The 18,453-nt window shown below is 37.0% G+C and carries 14 protein-coding genes; 4 read left to right on the forward strand and 10 right to left on the reverse strand.

All coding sequences use genetic code 11. The features are described from left to right. Positions 1 to 78 precede the first annotated feature (78 nt). A complete protein-coding gene (gene pstC, locus BC008_RS04740) occupies positions 79 to 1,050 on the reverse strand; it encodes a phosphate ABC transporter permease subunit PstC (protein WP_027843201.1) in 972 nt (323 codons plus the stop codon). 124 nt (positions 1,051 to 1,174) lie between these two features. Then, positions 1,175 to 2,215 (reverse strand): phosphate ABC transporter substrate-binding protein PstS, encoded by a 1,041-nt coding sequence (gene pstS / locus BC008_RS04745; RefSeq protein WP_027843200.1) that lies wholly within the window; start codon positions 2,213 to 2,215, stop codon positions 1,175 to 1,177. Between the two features lie 1,004 nt (positions 2,216 to 3,219). Between pstS and BC008_RS04750 the strand changes: the two genes are divergently transcribed. Continuing rightward, a complete protein-coding gene (locus BC008_RS04750; RefSeq protein WP_027843199.1) occupies positions 3,220 to 4,884 on the forward strand; it encodes a hypothetical protein in 1,665 nt (554 codons plus the stop codon). A 145-nt stretch (positions 4,885 to 5,029) separates the two neighbouring features. Here BC008_RS04750 and BC008_RS04755 read toward each other — a convergent pair whose 3' ends face one another. Then, the gene (locus BC008_RS04755) at positions 5,030 to 5,974 is read right to left on the reverse strand and encodes a LysR substrate-binding domain-containing protein (protein ID WP_058183247.1); all 945 of its coding nucleotides are present in this window, start codon (positions 5,972 to 5,974) and stop codon (positions 5,030 to 5,032) included. A gap of 284 nt (positions 5,975 to 6,258) precedes the next feature. Between BC008_RS04755 and BC008_RS04760 the strand changes: the two genes are divergently transcribed. The 3 genes from BC008_RS04760 to BC008_RS04770 are packed head-to-tail and all read left to right on the forward strand — an operon-like array spanning position 6,259 to position 9,349. Beyond that, a complete protein-coding gene (locus tag BC008_RS04760) occupies positions 6,259 to 7,218 on the forward strand; it encodes a DUF1349 domain-containing protein (RefSeq protein WP_161938074.1) in 960 nt (319 codons plus the stop codon). Positions 7,219 to 7,266: 48 nt separating this feature from the next. After that, positions 7,267 to 8,673: a YncE family protein gene (locus BC008_RS04765; RefSeq protein WP_153009518.1), complete on the forward strand. Its 1,407-nt coding sequence runs from the start codon at positions 7,267 to 7,269 to the stop codon at positions 8,671 to 8,673. 28 nt (positions 8,674 to 8,701) lie between these two features. Then, entirely contained in the window at positions 8,702 to 9,349 is a 648-nt protein-coding gene (locus BC008_RS04770; RefSeq protein WP_082650484.1) for a PAP/fibrillin family protein, read from the forward strand. Between the two features lie 584 nt (positions 9,350 to 9,933). Here the strand turns inward: BC008_RS04770 and BC008_RS04775 are convergent. From BC008_RS04775 to BC008_RS04805, 7 genes are all read right to left on the reverse strand, one after another. Then, entirely contained in the window at positions 9,934 to 11,328 is a 1,395-nt protein-coding gene (locus BC008_RS04775) for a hybrid sensor histidine kinase/response regulator (RefSeq protein WP_058183253.1), read from the reverse strand. A 62-nt stretch (positions 11,329 to 11,390) separates the two neighbouring features. Next, positions 11,391 to 13,700, reverse strand: a complete 2,310-nt coding sequence (locus BC008_RS04780; protein WP_058183255.1) for a response regulator — start codon at positions 13,698 to 13,700, stop codon at positions 11,391 to 11,393. A 5-nt stretch (positions 13,701 to 13,705) separates the two neighbouring features. Next, positions 13,706 to 14,629 carry a substrate-binding domain-containing protein gene (locus tag BC008_RS04785; RefSeq protein ID WP_161938075.1) on the reverse strand — a complete coding sequence of 308 codons (924 nt, stop codon included), beginning with the start codon at positions 14,627 to 14,629 and terminating at the stop codon, positions 13,706 to 13,708. Between the two features lie 228 nt (positions 14,630 to 14,857). Beyond that, a complete protein-coding gene (locus BC008_RS04790; RefSeq protein WP_027843193.1) occupies positions 14,858 to 15,766 on the reverse strand; it encodes a phthiocerol/phthiodiolone dimycocerosyl transferase family protein in 909 nt (302 codons plus the stop codon). A 37-nt stretch (positions 15,767 to 15,803) separates the two neighbouring features. Next, a complete protein-coding gene (locus BC008_RS04795) occupies positions 15,804 to 16,292 on the reverse strand; it encodes a cupin domain-containing protein (protein WP_027843192.1) in 489 nt (162 codons plus the stop codon). 133 nt (positions 16,293 to 16,425) lie between these two features. Next, entirely contained in the window at positions 16,426 to 16,641 is a 216-nt protein-coding gene (locus BC008_RS04800; RefSeq protein WP_058183261.1) for a hypothetical protein, read from the reverse strand. A 181-nt stretch (positions 16,642 to 16,822) separates the two neighbouring features. Continuing rightward, positions 16,823 to 18,391: a phytoene desaturase family protein gene (locus BC008_RS04805; RefSeq protein ID WP_027843190.1), complete on the reverse strand. Its 1,569-nt coding sequence runs from the start codon at positions 18,389 to 18,391 to the stop codon at positions 16,823 to 16,825. Between the last annotated feature and the right edge of the window lie 62 nt (positions 18,392 to 18,453).

Consider the following 18,453-nt stretch of genomic DNA (forward strand, 5'->3'; position numbering starts at 1 on the left):
TTGTTCTTCATCCTTTTTTATTTGTCATTTATCATTTGTTTGATGACCAGTAACTAATGGTTAGCAATTCATGACCAATTATTTTTTGTTTCGGTCAAGTACCTGCACTAATATCACAGCACCAATATTTACAACTAGGGTCAAAGCAAACAAAATCAAAGCTAAATATGTTAAAGCGCCAACATGTAAACTATTTTCTGCTTCCGCAAATTCGTTAGCAAGGACGGCAGGTATGGTATAAGCTGCTTCAAGTAATGAAGGTTTAATCTGATTAAAGTTACCTATTACCATGGTTACAGCCATAGTTTCCCCTAAAGCCCTTCCCAAAGCAAGCATCGTTGCGCCAACGATACCGGAAAAACCAGCAGGTAACAGTACTCTAAAAATAGTTTCCCAACGGGTAGAGCCTAAAGCCATTGCACCAGTACGTAACTGTTTGGGAATTACTAAAAGTACATCCCGACTAATAGCTGCCATTGTTGGCAAAATCATAATTGCCAGAACAATTGCTGCTGTCATCATGTTATTTCCGGAGGTATCCTCTGTATCAAACAGTGGGATCCAGCTCAGATTGTTATATAACCACTCCTGTAAAGGTATTAAAAAAGGAATTAAGACATAAATTGCCCACAAACCAATAATTACACTGGGGATTGCAGCAATTAATTCCACAATAAAAGCAATTGGTGACTTTACCCAGTCCGGTAAAAAGTCTTCACTGGTAACCAGTGCTACTGCCAAGCCTACAGGGATAGCGATTAAAATAGCAAGCCCACTACTTACCAAGGTTCCATAAACATATGGTAATGCTCCATACAAACCTTCAAGGGTATCCCAGTCTTGACTCCAAATAAAATCCAGACCAAATTTATCGATTGCAGGTTTTGCTTCTCTGTAGACAACTGCAATCATCCAAAGCAGTATGTTAACTGTAATTAGAGCAAAACTATGAACTAGTATATTAAAACTTCGATCTATCCAAAAACTGCGTCCTGTGCTGCTTGTTATATTCAACGAATCGTCAATCTGTTGCACTGATGAATTTTCCATTGCTCATCAATAAATAATTTTTCGCTACAAGAATAGGGCGGGTATTACCCGCCCTATAATAATCAAGTTATTAAGCGGTCACACTATTCATTAGGTAAGTAACGAAGTAAATAAATTTATTTGATTACTTAACTTTGGTGTTTACGTCCTTAAGTACGCGCTTGACTACGCTCTTAGGAATACGTGTATATTGCAATCCAGCATTGTACTTTTGACCTTCGGTCATAACCCAGTTGACCCACTTCTTAACAGCAGCAGCCTTAGCTTTAGAAGGATACTTCTTGTAGACCATCATCCAGGTTAATCCAACGATGGGATAACCTTTGTTGGAGTCACCTACAAATATGCGGTAGTTTTTGGGGAATTTAACACTTCCTAAAGCTTGGTTTGCAGCCTTTAAAGAAGGAGCAACAAACTGCTTGCTCTTATTTTGTACTCTTGCAGACTTAAGTCTGTTCTTAACAGCGAAAGAGTAGTTTACGTAACCGATTCCACCACGGGTACGTCTAACTAGGTTAGCAACACCTGCATTACCCTTACCCTTAAGAACTCTTCTTAAAGTCCATCTGGGCTTCTTACCGCGACCAACTCTACCTCTGAAATAGCCACTGATTGTAGCTAAGTGGTTGGTGAAGATGAAGGTTGTACCACTACCATCTGCACGTACAACTGGGGTAATTCTTCTGTTAGGTAGTCTTACACCAGGGTTATCTTTTTTTATTCTGGCGTCATTCCAACGCTTGATTCTACCAGCGAAGATCAGGGGTAGGGTAGTGCGGGAAAGCTTAAGGTTCTTTACACCAGGAAGGTTGTAAACAACGGAAACAGCACCACCTGCGGTGGGAACTAGAATAACACCACGACGAACTTTTCTGATTTCGCTATTCTTCATAGCTGCATCACTACCGCCAAAGTCAACGGTTCCTTTGATGGTTTGACGGATACCGCAGCTACTACCACAAGCTTGATAGTTAACTTTTAAGCTAGGATGCTTCTTTCTAACTTCGCGAGCATAACGCTGATACAAAGGATTAGGGAAACTAGCACCTGCACCTTTGAGACTTTCTGCTTGAGCAACTGCAGTGAAAATAGGTCCCAATACTACAGCAGCAGCTACAACAGAACTGGTAACTACACGATTCAAAACGGTAGTTGAAAACTTCATATATCCTCACTATCAGGGAAGTACTTTCTGTTGATCCACAGACTGATATAACCCTACTACTTCAAGGTTTAATGTTAGGTTAACGGAACTAAAAGTAATGCAAAAAATCTATTTAAAATTATGTTGTTTTAGGCCAAAATAATACTTTTATCTGAATTAAAAAATAGTATAATTATGACTGCATATTCAACCAATATTAACAAGTTTGGATATTACAACTACTGAGTCTTTTTTAATAAGTTAATTACAAGATTAATTATAGATATTATTTTTCGTAAAATACAACATTTTATAGAAATATAAATAATACAAATAAAGTTATTTGTTGTATGTCTACTGCAAAAAATGTTTTTATAACAAATACTAGTAGTAATATCAAAATAAATTGTTTATATTGTAATAAAGCATGAGATAATTTGATTCTGAACAGAAATAAATCCGTATCTGATTCCTTATCAATTATTTCGCGAACGGTTTAAGAATGAGCATCAGAAAGTATTGTTGTTAATATTACAAAATTCTAGTCTAAATACTATTATTTCAAGAATAATCTTTTCAAAGCTTTTATCTAAGAACGATAATAAAATTATAGTGTTTGTTTCGGTTTGAAAACATCCTCTCAATTTTTGCTCTACTGTGTAATTATTATATGTGCATTTACCTGAAAATAATTGCTAGTATTTTCTAATTACTTCTCAAATTACTGAATATAAAATTTATAAGACTAGTAACCTAACAATTAGTAGAAATTAGGTTGTAAATTCTAAATTAAGTATTATAAATGACGTAATTCACAGTTGTAACTTCTCGTTTAATTCTTTAACAAACTATATTGTAAGTGTTAGATGCTCAAATTTATACTGTTATTAATCATCTTTGTTAGTTAAATTTGTTAACCTGATAAAATTGTCCTTCAATCTGCATTCTTCTCTTTCATTTCTGTAAGTTATGACTGATGAAATATTTCATTGAACTGAGCAGTTAATATTAACAGAGGCATATTTATGTTCAAGTCATTATCTGTAAAAGAATTGTTTTTGAAGTTGCGGTCTTTATTGAATGATTTTCTCTCGAAGTTGCGTAATTTTAAGGATACATCTGTTAGACATCCATTTGTTATTGCACTGCTATTATCAGTTTTAGCCCATGCGATCGCACTTGCAATTCCAATTTTGTCGGGGAAGGATGCAGATAGAGAAACTACTGAGCAAGTAAGTTCAGATGAAGAGTTTGAAAATGATTCCGAAGAAGATTTTGAAGATAGTTCAGAAGAAGATGATTTAGAAGAGGATTTAGAAGGTGAAGGTTTGGAAGAAGGTGAAGAGCCTTTGGATGTAGAAAAACTTCCTCCCGTACCTGATGATGAAGATTTGAGTGATGAGGTTTCAGACTCTGGAGATGATTTAACTGATGATTCAGATGCTGCAGATGACTCTAGTGATGACACTTTGGATGCTGGAGATGAATCAGGTGATGATACTTTAGACTCCGTAAATGATTCTAGCGACGACCCCATAGATTCAGAAGATGACTCCTCTGGTGATGATGTTGTCAGTTTACCAACACCTTCCGAACCAGAATTTGAATCTGAGGTAGAGACTAGTAATAATATTCCAGAAATTTCAGGTTCAGATTCTGGCGATATATCTGATTCTACAGCAGCTGAAACAGAAGATAATACTGATACAGAAAGTAATACTGAAGAACTCACAAGTTCTGATGTCAAGACCGATGAAAACAATCCTGAAGAACCAATAGCAACATCAGAACCTAATATATTTACTGGAGTAACTGATTATAAAAATGCTCGACCGCTGTTGTGTGGATTAAAAGTTGCTCAAGAGGATAAGGACAGTAGATTTACACCCGATCCTCTTGCTAAAGTCAGTGGTTATTTTGTCCAAAGCTTAGGAGAACAGGGCTATCAACCAAAACAAGTTGCAGATTCTTCAGATACAAAAGTCTATCAAATTTCCAAGGATGGTCAAGATAGATTCCTACATCTCTTTGACCAGACTGATAAAGGTACTGTAATTTTACTTTCCCAAGAGCGAATAGATTGCTACCGTCTAAATATTCAATCCTTAAAACCTGAAGATTCTCAAGAAACTAATGAATTAGAGGAAATAAAAAGCTCACAAGAGTCTGTGAATATTCAGGAATCTGAAAAATCTGAAGGAGAGGAAAAAACAGAAGAACCCCAGGAATCTGAGGAGATAAAAAAATCCGAAGACTCAGAACAATTAGAAGAGCTTAAAAAATCTGAAGAGACTCAAGAATCAGAAGAAACAGAGAAAAAACCAGAACTAACTCCTGAAGAAAAAGCATTTGAAAATACTTTCGCGAAGCTTTATGAAGAACTTGGCTGGACAAAATATCTAGACACAGCTGAAGCGAATAAAAATCAAACCCCAACTCCAGGAACAGAAACAGCTTTTAATGCAGATGTTAGTAAAAAAAGTCCAGATGAATTAGGCTCGATTGTCAAGAGTAAACTTGAAGAACAAGGCTTTGAAACATCTCAAGTTGAAGATTATACCAATGGTGTTTTATATGAAGTCAAAAAAGGTGAGTTTACTAAATATATCACCTTGACACTTAATACTGACGAGACAAAAGTAATGATAGTCACTTGGAAAGAGAATCCAATAGATTCCCAGAAAGGATAAATACGATTTTAGCTTGACCCTAATCTAGTTATTTTGGGACGTAGCATCGCTACGTCTTTTTTATACTTTAAGTTCAATCTCAATTTTGTAAATAAATTTCAGAGGACTAATTAGCAATATGTTGACTTTAGTTTCTAAATGAAAATCAAATATAAATTTTTCCATTTAATACATGATTCTGCATTAAAATAGTTGCTGGATTATCGAATTCCTCTACTATTTTCAAAAATCTTTCAACCGAAAGTGAAGTATCATTTTTCCGCCATGCGATCGCATGCTCTAAGATTGGTGCATCTCTGGCGATGGGAAGACAAATCACTCCAGGATTTTTTGTATGCTGCATACTAGGTGTAACAAAACAAATACCTAATTTCGCGGTTACATGTCCTAAAAAAGACCTACCTGTATCTCGGTGAATCACTTTTGGTAAAAATCCTGCTTCCTTACATAACTGGAAAATGCGATCGTATATCACCGGTCCATGTTTGCGGTGGTGCATAATAAATGTTTCATTTTTCAAAGCAGCAAAATTAATTTCTGTTTTTAACGCTAGGGGATGATCGAAAGGTAAGGCAATAGTAAAACATTCTTGATAAATTGAGATCGAGTTGAGAAAATCTGCACGCAGTGGTGGATGAAGAAAAGCAATATCGACTTTTGCTGTGCGTAGAGCTTCTACTAATTCTTCAGTACATTCTTCTAAAATTTCCAGTTCTATTTCCGGGTATTTATCCCTAAATACTGAGATAATTTTTGGTACTACACTATGTCGCGCCATTTCTGTGAAGCCTACCGCTAATGAGCCATAGTCTTTAGATGCAAAGCTTTGCATCGTTTTTACAGCTGCTTCAACTCTAGCAATCACACTAATAGATTCAGTTAAAAATTTTTCACCTGCATTAGTCAAGCGAACTTGGCGAGTAGTACGTTGCAATAGTAAAACACCCAATTCTTTTTCGATTTGGTTAATTATACGAGTTAGATGTGGTTGGGATAAATGCAGACGTTCGGCTGCACGGGTAAAGTGCAACTCTTCGGCTAAGACAATAAAACAGCGAAAGTGCTGTAATTCCATGGAAAGGATACCCATTGGGGTTATTTATACTTCTGATGTATTAATATACTGGCAATATGTATAAATGTGTTTCACAAACCGGATTAGGATAGAAAAAATTAAGTAAATCTAAAGGGGTAATCCAAATAAAAATGCCACTATTCAGAATGTACTGTGCTGAGTTCCTGCAATTAACAAATAGTGGAGTTGTCGGTTATTTTTTTGGATACCTTCAAGTGCGATCTTGATTGGTGTTATTTATCTCACAATATTTATTTGCTTGTTGAAGGAATAGATTACTTGGATGTTTGGATATGGGTATGAATCTAAAATTCAATCGTCGGAATATTTTATTTAGTGCGATCGGGATTATTAGTGGAATATTGGCGATTGCTTCTAGAAGGGGAAATAAACTTACTGCTTCTATGGTGTTTTCCAGTAATTCAGATCGAGATAGCAATCTCGGAGGCTCTGCAAGCAATAAAGACTTGAAAGTATTATCTACTAAGTTTGATACTTCCCAAGCATTGCAGAATTGGCAAGAATTTCAAGTGGAGGGTTGGGTACCAAAGTGGGAACCTCCACGAATAGAGAAAGGACTATTGGTTTTACAACCTAGGTCTTCGGGGTGGTTTGAGGACAATTATGCAGGACATCTTTATCGAGAAATCGATGGAGATTTTATTGTCACAACCCGAATTAATGTTCGGGGAACTAAATCCTCTATTCCTCAACGTTCCTTTTCTCTAGCCGGTATTTTTATTCGGACACCACGTGAGTTTACTAAGGATACTTGGAAACTAAAGGGCGAGAACTGGATGTTTTTTAGTACTGGTACGGCTTTTCCGGCTGGTAAACCACATTTTGAAATCAAGTCTACTTACAACAGCATTTCTACTTTGAAAATTTCTGAGGCTCCCACTGGTTGGGTACGCTTGCGAGTAGCTCGTTCGGGAGAACTTTTTACCTTACTTTATCAAGAAGATGGTTCCCAAGAATGGAAGGTAATCGACCAATTCATTCGTCCAGATTTACCACAAAGGCTGAATGTTGGTTTAACAGCTTATACCGATTGGGATTCATTAGCTGCAGATTACCCAAACTATCGCCAATATAACGAACAAGGGGCAGCTACTCAAAATGCAGATTTAATTGCTTACGTTGAATCAATTGATTTTCGTCGTCCGATGACACCGCGCTTTCCAATTGCAACCCTCGACCCCCAATTTTCCTTTGATGCAAAATTATCTCAAGCTCGTTTGCAGGATTTGATGAGTTAAAGAAAAAGTTTACAACGGACACAAATAACAGATATGAGGAGTTTTCTGATGATTCTTTTTACGATGAATCTAAGAAATTGTGTATTGAGTATATTATTGCTTGCATCTTTTTTACTTCAAGGCTGTCAATCTAATTCAGCGACTCAAACTCAAGCATCTACGAATCAAGCTACAACCCAGGGAACTAGCAAAACAAATATACCCCTTAACTTCGCCGGACGTTATCTTTTAGCATTGTCTGATGCAGATATGGTTCCCTCTACTTACGTCGATGGACAATTGGGAGTTAAACAGTTAGGAATAGAAGATACTCTAACGATTTTGCCACTTCCTCTAGATTTGAAAAATCGCAGTCCCCAACCAATGCAAGTAGGACAAATTAATGTTTCCAATGCTGTGACTGCGTGGCCTCTTTCTTTGGAGGTTTCTCCAGATGGACGTTCGGGATTTGTTGTCGAAACCAGCGAACCTGCACCTAAAGGCGCAACGAAATTTGACCAGTTACCTGTGGGAACAAAATTGCGATCGCTAGATTTAGCTAATCCAATGAACCCCAGAATAGTCGATACTATAGAACTTGGTCGGCGTCCAGAAGCTGTGGATATTAATCCAGAAGGTGATTTACTTGCTGTTACCACTTCACGAGAACCAGGAAAACAAGTGCATCTCATTCCCGTAAAAGGGACAAAACTTGGACAACCTCAGTCTTTTCCTATCGAAGGACTAAAAGCTGAAGGAGAAATTGGTGGTATTCGATGGCACCCATCAGGACGTTTTTTTGCAATTAATCTGCAAACCCGCGATGAAGTTAGATTTTATCAAGTCATCCGTGAAGATAACAGTAAATTTCAAATCCGCCAGTGGGGAGAACCTGTTAAAGTTGGTAAATTTCCAGTTGCTGGATACTTTACCCCAAATGGTCAGTTCTTTGTTACCAACAGCGTCCATTGGGGTGAGAATGTAGATGGTTTTTTTGTCGGTGCGCCTCCTGGAAGTCTCACCTCTATCAGATTTGTTAATGAGGGTAATAATCCTAAGCATCAAGTTATTTCTACTATTAAAGCAGGAATTAGCCCTGAAGGTTTGGCTATGAGCCGAGATGGACGTTTGATTGCAACACCAAATATGATTCGTAGTTATTTACCTTGGGATGATTCGCGAATGACATCCTACAGTTCAATTTCTCTAGTTAGAATGAACCCAGACACGGGACAATTAAGCTCTCCAGAAGAATATCGCTTGGATGGTAATGTATTACCCCAAGGTATTGTATTCGATGCTGAGGGGAAAAATTTAGCTGTGACTAGTTTTATAAACTTCGATCTAACAGAACGTCGTGGTGGTATTCATTTTTTCCGCGTGGTAGATGGGGACGGGGATAAACCACGATTGGAAACAACAGGATTTAAGGCTAGTGTTGTACGAGGACCTCATCAGTTATTTTTAATTCCATAGGAAATTTAATCTTGTTTAGTATCACTTTATGATGGTTAGTGAAAGTTCGCCAAAGGAAAAACAATCATTGAGTCCAGCAGCATTAAAAGAACAATTACAAACCATCCTGGAAAAGATTCAATCTAATAAAGATGATTCTCCTTTAACCAATTTAAAACTAAACGAGAACTTAGTTGACGAAATTGAGCAATTAGTGAGGGATTTGGAAAAAGTTAATCCGAATCCTCAACCATTACTCCACGCAACTTCTCTCCTGAATGGAAAATGGTTATTGCAATATTCGACAGCCAGGGAGATTCGTCGTTTATCTTCTCTACCATTGAATTTGAAAGTAGGTAAAGTTTATCAAGAAATTGATGTTGAAAATAAATCATTTTTTAATTTGGCTTTTGTTCGGCATCCTTTAGGGCTAATATCAGGAAGCGTCAAGGTCACAGCAAGTTTTGAACCTGCGCCAGAAGATACTGAAAAACGCATTAACGTTAATTTTGATAAGCGTTACCTATCAATTGAGAAAATTTTCAGCATTAATACTCCTAAACTAAATCCATTTAAGGTTGTTTCAGCTAATAATCCCCAAGGTCGAATTCCCAGCCTTGAAATTACATATTTAGATGAAACCTTGAGAATTGGACGAGGAGGTGATGGGAGTTTATTTGTTCTGAAGCGCGTTTAATTAGGGTTTGCGGTGAAAAAGTTCTTTGGTTAAATTGAGGAGTCAGAAGTCAAGAGCCAGTGGTAGAAACAGTTTTTGACTTATACCTCCCTTAATTACAGTCACCTATATTTTTAATTTTTGAGATTTTGTTACCTGTGAAGCAAGATGAAGTAAATTTAATCTAATTAATCTACTGTTACCAATTACTACTAAAGCTAAAGTTTAGTTTCAAAGACTAGCTAACCCCATCAAGTGATGATAACTTAATAATTGAAGCTAATAAAAAGCTTCCTTGGCAGAGAAAACAGCCTTGTTGTTGACAGTTAAAGTCAGAGTTAAGAGGTAAAAGCTGTTTGATTATCTGTCTTGCGGACCTAACAATAACACCCGACTTCGATACTTATATTTCCTCAAGTGGTTGGTAAAGGGGCAGCGTTAACGAGTGTAAAACCTCAAACAGTGCAAGCCTGTATGTCATGAGATAAGAGAGGGAATAACTAAGTCAGTAGATGCTCGGGTGTTGTTGTTTTAAAATTAAAAAAATTATTTAAGAAATTATTTTCAGAATCATAAATTTTACTGTGGCTTGGTAATCAATAGACCTAACTATCAGCCATATTACGAATAGCTTGAATTGGTAACTCAATCGTAAATTCTGTTCCCTTTCCCGGACAAGAAATATAAGTTAATTTCCCTTGGTGTTTTTCTTGGACTATTTGTAGAGAAATAGATAAACCTAAACCAGTTCCTTTATTTATTCCTTTAGTTGTAAATAGATATTCAAATACTTTTTTTTCTAGTTCTTTTGACATCCCAATCCCATTATCTTTAATGCGAACTGCAATATCATTAAATGTGGGTAAAACTTCTGTACTAATAGTAATCTGACAGGGATTATTATTTAGTTCTTCCTCAGAACGAACTTGTATGGATTCATCTAAAGCATCAATTGCATTAGCAATAATATTCATAAATACCTGGTTAAGTTGACCTGGGTAACACTCAACTTCAGGTAGATTGCCATATTCTTTGATAATTTCAATAGCAGGTCGATATTCATTTGCTTTGAGACGATGTTTGAGAATTAGTAAAGTGCTATCTATCCCTTCATGTAGATTAGCTTTGACCAAATTGGTTGTATCTGAGCGGGAAAAGGTGCGTAGAGAAGTACTAATATCTTCTATGCGATCGGTTCCCACTTTCATCGATTTAATGGTATTTGGTAAATCTTCTAATAAATATTCCAAATCAATCTCCGTAGCATTATTTTCTATTTCTAGTATGTTTTGGGGATATTTTTGTTGATATAGTTTCAAATGATCGATCAAATCTCGAATATATTGTGAAGCGTGCTTCAAATTACCAGAAATAAAACCAACAGGATTATTAATTTCATGAGCAACACCAGCTACTAACTGACCCAGGGTTGCCATTTTTTCACTTTGTACTAATTGTAATTGTGCTTGTTGTAGTTGATTGTATTTTAATTTAAGCTCTTGATTAACTTTTTGTAAGGTATTATTCATTAACTGAAGTTGAATATTTTGCGCTTCAAGTTGTTTTGCTTGCAGATAGTTTTCTTGTTGCAGCATTTTTTGCAAGCTGCTGAGTTGTAGGTGGGTATTGACACGAGCTAAAACTTCTTCTGCTTGAAAAGGTTTGGTAATATAATCTATCCCACCAACAGTAAAAGCTTTCACTTTGTCGAGTGCTTCATTCAAAGCACTAATAAAAATAACAGGAATATCGCGACTGATTTCATTAGCTTTTAATTGTTCGCATACTTGATAACCATCCATATTCGGCATTTGGATGTCAAGCAAAATTAAATCGGGTTGGGAATGCTTAATACCGGCTAATGCTAACTTACCACTAGGGAAAGGTCGAACTTTATAGCTATATTCTTTGAGAAGATTAGCTAGTAAATGTAAGTTCGCAGGAGTATCATCAATAATAATAATTTCGCCTTGATAAGGAGTTGAAGAATCTTTAATCATTAATTTATTTTTTTTATTTTTTTAATTAAAATTTACCAATTATTTTTTATTTTGATTATTTCTTAAGTTTGATATGTGGGAATTAAATCCAAAATTTTCTCATATTCAAAATTATGCAAACAATTTTTAATAACCTCTCCTAACGGTGTATTTTCTCGTTTAATTTGCTCTGTAACTGTGTCAATTAAATCCAGGTCGGAAGCAAAAATCGCCTCTTGGAGTTGGGTAACTAAATCTGCTGGTAGTGCTTCAATTGCTGTTGTTGTCAGCACATCAGCATTATTTACATTTTCTGTTGTTGTAGATTGCAAATCTTCATAGACATACCGTACTCCCAAATGTTTTTGCATTGCATCAAAAATTTCCGCTTCTCGGAAAGGTTTACGTAAGAAATCATCACAACCAGTTGAGAGAACTACTGCTCTTTCCTCTTCAAAGATACTAGCTGTTAAAGCCAAAATCGCTGTGGCTTGTCCTTTTGTCGTCGATTTAATCTTCTGTGTTGCTGTATACCCATCCATCACGGGCATACGCATATCCATCCAAATCAAATGCGGTTCCCACTTTGACCAAATGTTTATTGCTTCTTGACCATTACTGGCTTCTTGGAGTTCAAAACCAAGAGGGTTGAGGAGTTTAACCAATAATTGGCGGTTAAGGGGTTTATCATCCACAATCAAGATGCGGTAACAAGGTTGATTGGGTTCAAGGGCTATAACGCGGCATTTAGGCTGGCTTGTAGTAACCTCATCAGCATCAACTTCAGTCACTTGGATCTCAAATTTAAAGGTAGTCCCCACTTCTACTTGCGAACTAACTTTCATCTCACCCCCCATCAACCGCACAAATTTACGGCTAATGGGTAAACCTAAACCTGTACCTTCTTGGGCTTGTTTTCCAGTTTCTGTTTGAGTGAAAGCTTCAAATAATGTATCTAATTCCTCTGCTGCAATTCCTGCACCTGTATCTTCGACTTCAAAGATAATGGTCCGATTTTTGCGATCGACATCTAAGAGACTTTTTGTATTAGAAGCATCCTGACGGATGTTCACCTTGCTGCGTCCAAACGCGTTGATGCGAACGCAGTTTTCTTGTTTTTTTATTTCCTGTTTTCTTATTTCTCCAGCTGCAATTCTCACAGAAACACCCCCTTCTTGGGTAAATTTGAGGGAATTATTAATCAGATTAATTAGTATTTGGCGCAATTTAACTTCATCGGTACGAACATAGCGAGGTACTTCAGGAGTATATTCCAACACTAGTTGTAGACTTTGTTCTGTGGCTTTAAGTTGGAACATATCATGAATATCATCCAGTAACCGGTAGAGATCGAAGTTTTTGAGGTTTAGGGTAGTTTTCCCGGCTTCAATTTTAGATAGATCCAGAACATTATTAATTAAAGTTAGTAGGTGTTCACCACTGCGGGAAATTATCCCTACACTTTCTTGGTGTTCCACCGGAAGGGTTTGGGAACGAGTCATAATTTGGGAAAAACCGAGAATCGCATTGAGGGGAGAGCGCAACTCGTGGCTCATATTAGCGATAAAAGTACTTTTGGCTTTATTTGCAACTTCTGCTTTTTCCGTTGCTTGACGGAGTTCATCTACTTTCTGTTCTAAAGAAGAGTAAGATTGAGCCAATGTTGCAGCCATATGATTAAAATCATTTGCTAGTTGTTCGATCTCATCACTACTGTGGATTTGCAAACGATAATCTAACTTCCCCGCACCAATAGTTGCTGTTCCTCTTTGTAACTTCTGAAGCGAGCGAATTACAGGTAAGAGGATTAAATGAAATTGAGCGACCGCAACCAAAAAGATTCCAGCCATAACCACGTACTGAATTACGTAAACTTTTTGTTTGAATTGATTACTTGCTTGTAATGCTAAAGCATCTTCCTTTTGAGTATTCTCAACTAGTAGATTCAAGTAGAACTCAATATCTTTGCTGTAGGAATTAATCGCTCGGATACTCTGTTGGAGGTGGGGTAAAGTCGAAGGTGTATTCCTCAAACCTGCTGCAAGACGGACGAGTTTTTGATGACGGCGATTGATGGAAGTAATATTTTTGTTTTCCGGTATCAAGTTTTCTAGTTCTTTGAGGCGAGTGAGAAATTGAGTTTTGGCTTTTTCATATCTTGCCATATCAGAGCGATCGCGATTTAACATCAGAAAGTCTTTAAGAGTAACAATTTGGTCTCGTAAAGATACCTGTAACTGCATTGCAATCTCAAGAGCTTGCTTAGTTTGTTTACGACTTTCTTCTACTGAATTTTCTGCCTGCTTAAACAAAAAGTTACTCCCACCAATGAGGGAGATACTTAAACCAACGGCGAGAATAGAAGAAGTAATAAATTTAGTCGCGATTTTCATTGTCCTTAGTCAGTTGCTAGTCCCAGAAATTTTTGTAACTTCCTAATGGGTTCGTAATCTTCGTCTTGGACTAAGGTATAGCCATCTGACTTTGCACCACTCACAGCAATTAAGTTTTTTGGCGCATCGATGAAGGCTTTCTGTAAACTAGTTTTTAACTTAGAAGGTAGTTGACTGGAAATTACTATTGGAGCGTTGGGGATGGGATCGGATTCCCAAATCAATTTATATTTGTTAGCAGGCAGTTTCCCTTCTTTAACGGCGTTCAAATAGGTGGGCTGGTTAATGGTAATTGCTTTTACTTTTCCACTTTTCAAAGCATTAACATTCTTGTTATGGCTACCAGCAAACTGAATAGCTGTAAAATCTTGTTTTGGGTTGATGCCTATAGTTTTTAGGTAAGCTGAGGGTACCAAGTATCCAGAAGTAGATGAAGGATTAACAAAACTAAAATTATGCCCTTTTAAATCTTTTATGGTGTTAATTTTACTTGTAGCGTTAACGACAATCACGCTTTTGTACCAAGGTTGATCTGTTCCTTTTTCAATGGGAGCCAGTATGGGTTCTACTTGGGGGTTACGTTGTCGGGCTTTGACATAAGTAAATCCCGAGAGAAAAGCCATTTCGACTTTTCCTTTTACTAACAAGTCAACCGATTGGTCGTAGTCTTTTGTCACCTGAAAATTCACCGGTATTCCCAGTGTTGTCCCCAAATAATCAGCTAATTTTTGCCGCTTTCGGGTTTGTTCTGGGGAATCTTGGGAGGGAATCATTGCAATATTCAGTCTTTCTAATTTTTGCCCCCGATTATTTGTGGTTTTTACTTGATAACTTGAAGTTGCACTTTTAGTTTGGGAATTCTGAGGTTGGGACTGACAAGCTGCATTCAAAAGTACGATCGTAATAAATAAAGTGGAATAAGTCGCCACTTTAGTTATAAAAAGTAGCTTTGATAAACACCAAAGTTGGGTGATTTGCCCAATTTTATACCTTTTAAGATTGTCGAGTGCACAAAATAAATCGGTCGCCATAACACTACTTTTGTTCTGGGAAGCTCTAATTACAGAATTCCCTAAAAAATAACCTTACTAACGCGATCGCGAAATGGCAAAATTTTAAATTTCAATTAACCTGTTTTTGAGAATAAACTGAATTTTTTAGTTTTTTTGTAATAATGTTGGTATCCAATGTCTTTTCGCTGACTGCTTTTCTCCAATTAAAGCCTCAGTGAGATATTTCATTGCAGCATCTTTAACTTTTACTACTATATCTGTAGCAATAATTGTATCTCCGAAAGTTAGGGTCAAATGCATTTTTCCCGCAACTGTTACCACTTCCAATATTTTTTCTACTCCATCTGAGTATACAGCCGGTCCCATCAAGGCTTCCAAATGCAAGTTACCATAATCAACTGGAATATCTAATTTACCGAGATTACTAATTACAATACCTGTAAATATTTTATCTAAACCTTTCTTTTTCAGTAGCTTAGAAGCCATTTCATCGTTTAATTTTCCGTGTTTAGCAAAGATAAGCCCATCCATCAAAGATGGGGATAATAAATTTAATTTCTGGGACTGAAAAATATTTTTATCTGTCAGTTTTTGTTTGATTTTTCGATCCATCATTCGTACCATATCCCAAAAAGATTTTTTGGGGTTATATTTCAGCCTAAAATTCACGCCAGCTGAGGCATAAAAGCCAACAGCTTCGCCAATAGGTTGAGTGAGCCGACTTCTGAAATCAACTGGTATTAAAATATTTTGTAAATAATCCTGAGAACTACCTTGAATATCTGTTTGAGCGGCAAGAAATGCGGTATAAAGAGCACTATTAACGGTGACTTGTTCTTGATGACATCGAGAAACTAAGGTAGATGTTTGCGCTTCTGTTAATTCCCAGTTCAGTATTGATACTCTGTTATTCTGCCAGAATGTTTGATGAAGGTCTCTGTAATCGTTCTCATTAAAGGAGATTTTTTTGCGTGTCCATTTTTTGTTTATTCTTTTGACAATCAATTTGTAGAAGAAACCACCTGAAGCCGATAATGGAAGACAATCTTGCACTGCTGGTGGAATAATTGCTGGAGTTTCGACATCTTCATCAATGAAGATTATTTTCTAATAATCCTAAACTTACTGCCAAAGGTGGACCAACTATTTCGGTTCCATAGTCCTCTGCCAGTTTTGCTAATGATTGAGAATCTGTTTTTTCTGCTGGTAAAGATGACATTGTTTGGAAAAAACCTTCAGATCCTCCAGGGGTTAAAATGGCTATTATTCGTGCCGTCTCCTGCTGAAGGTTTATCCATGCATGGGGAGTACCTTTGGGAATGTAGACACAGTCACCACTTTTGGTTTCAAATGTTTCCTCTCCAATTTGATATCTGAGTTGTCCTTTCAGAATGTAATGAATTTCATCTTGCTGCAGATGAATATGGATTGGTAATCCTCCTAAATAACCAAATTCATTTTCTGCAAGATCTAATTGTCCGAATGTATCAGCACCAGAAAGCATGAATGTTATTTGCTCATTTGGAGCATATTCGTATCTTCGTCCTTTGTTGCTTGAAATGACCAGCCCCTTGCTCATAAATCTCCTCTAACTGTGACTTTTAGTTCTGGGATTGCCCATTTTACCGATTCTAGATTTTCTCTATTCCAGTAACAGGACATCTTGCTATCAACAGTCCGGACAATACTTACAGATGTAAATTTACAACTTTCTATGAGGTTTTGACTTTTTGGTTAGATGAGCCCAGTAATTTCTCTAGTTTATGTCCTTGCCACATCCATAATCCGGTAAGTGCCAAGATTGGGATAATCAGGACTCGCATGGATAGAAGAAATGCAGCTTCATTCCGCCAGGGAGAGTAGACAAATGTAAGGATTACTGCAGCACCAATCAAATGAATCCACCGCATCAAATCTCGAGTTCGCATTTCTTACCTCCCGATCGTTGATTACTAAAATTCTTATTTCTAAGTTTGAGAAAAAAATATGGGGAACTTGTGAGGAAAATTAAATATTTCTGAGGCAAATATTTCTTAGGCTTGTTCTTGAAGGATTTTATTCCCACTCAGATAAGACTCTTATTCTCTCCAATATTCCTCAAGTACTACATTAAATAGCAGTAACCACAGCCTTATTTGTTTTGACTTGTCCCCAAACAAATTGTCCGGTCATCAATTCCACTACATCCATTGCATTACCAATTACACCAGGAACACTAGGATAACCCGCACTAGCACCAACAAAGAATAGATTGGGCAGCTCTGTAGTATATCCCAAACGGTTTAAACCTACTTGTTGTGGTACTAATTTTGCACCATAAATATTACCCTGTGGTTGTCCCAAATAAAATTCACTGGTGGTGGGTGTACCGTAAACTTTCATCCGAGCATATTTATCTAGATCTGGGATTAATTCCCGCACGCTGGTCATAATATGTTGGTAAACTTCTCGCTTTTTAGCTTTATAGGCTTTCGGATCGGTTTTATGTAGAACTTTAAATGACTCATAAGGACAAACTGTAGCAATTTCTAGAATATGATGTCCTCGAGGTGCAATTCCCGGTTCATTTGTTTTCATTGTTGGACAAGACAAGAAAATCCACGGGTGACTCATATCACCTCGTAATTGTTTTTCGTACTCTGCATTCAAGTTACCTGTAGGATAATACCAAAGATTCCAATTACCGATGCCGTAATTTTCTGGCTCAAAGCGGCTATCCAAACCTAAATAAACATTAAAAGCACTACTGGAATATTCATAATCGGTCAAGCGTTTCAATTCCCGTTTGCTTAAGGCTTGGGAATCATGCATTAATTGCACAGTCAATTTAGGGTCGAGGTCACTAATGTAAGCATAGGTTGCTTGATATACACTACCATCAGCAATTATACTTTTGATTTTATCTTCATTAACTTGAATATGTTCTACTGGAGTTGAGAGTTTAACCACACCTCCACCTGCCGTAATTGCTTCAACAATGGTATTAACAAAATGCCTAAAGTGATGTTTGGGATAGTAAGCACCTTCTGAGTAGTCCCAAACTAGAGAGGTATGGGTTAATAAAGCAATTTCTTTTGGAGGTAAGGCATAATCGCCACTTTGTCCTGCAAGTACAGCTTGTAATTTAGCAGACAACCCTACGCGATCGTATAAATTTTGTAATGTCCAATTTCGCTTGAGAAATAGATGCCAATATTTTGGTAGTTTTAACCAGTCATACCATTTTTGATCAAACCAATGTACCTCTCGCACCAAGTCATGAATTTCTTGATGTAAGTGCTTGATTGTATTGCAGTACCGATTGATTGCAGATGTTTCCTCGGGGAACTCATAGAGTAGACGCGATCGCAAATTTTCCCATCCTAGAGGAATTTTAAAATCAACCTCCGGTGTAATCACTCGATCAATACAATTAGGGTCAAGGCTGTTAAAATCGACATCTCTTTCGATATAGTTTAAAAATTCAGTAATCGTATGACCGGAAGCACACTGGGAAATATAATGCACGTCTGCACAAAAGCTATATTCACCGTAGTCGAAAGTATGACAACAACCACCTGGTAAATAGTGTCTTTCAAGAACTAGAACCCGTTTTCCTTGTCTAGTCAAACATGCTGCTGTAGCAAGTCCTCCCAGTCCTCCTCCAAGAATTATGTAGGGCTTGCTGAATAAATACAAAAAGGTGATGGTTAATACATTATCAGACCCAAGGAATATATTCAGATGCAAGAAAACAGTCT

The organism is Mastigocoleus testarum BC008, assembly GCF_001456025.1.
Lineage (GTDB): Bacteria > Cyanobacteriota > Cyanobacteriia > Cyanobacteriales > Nostocaceae > Mastigocoleus > Mastigocoleus testarum.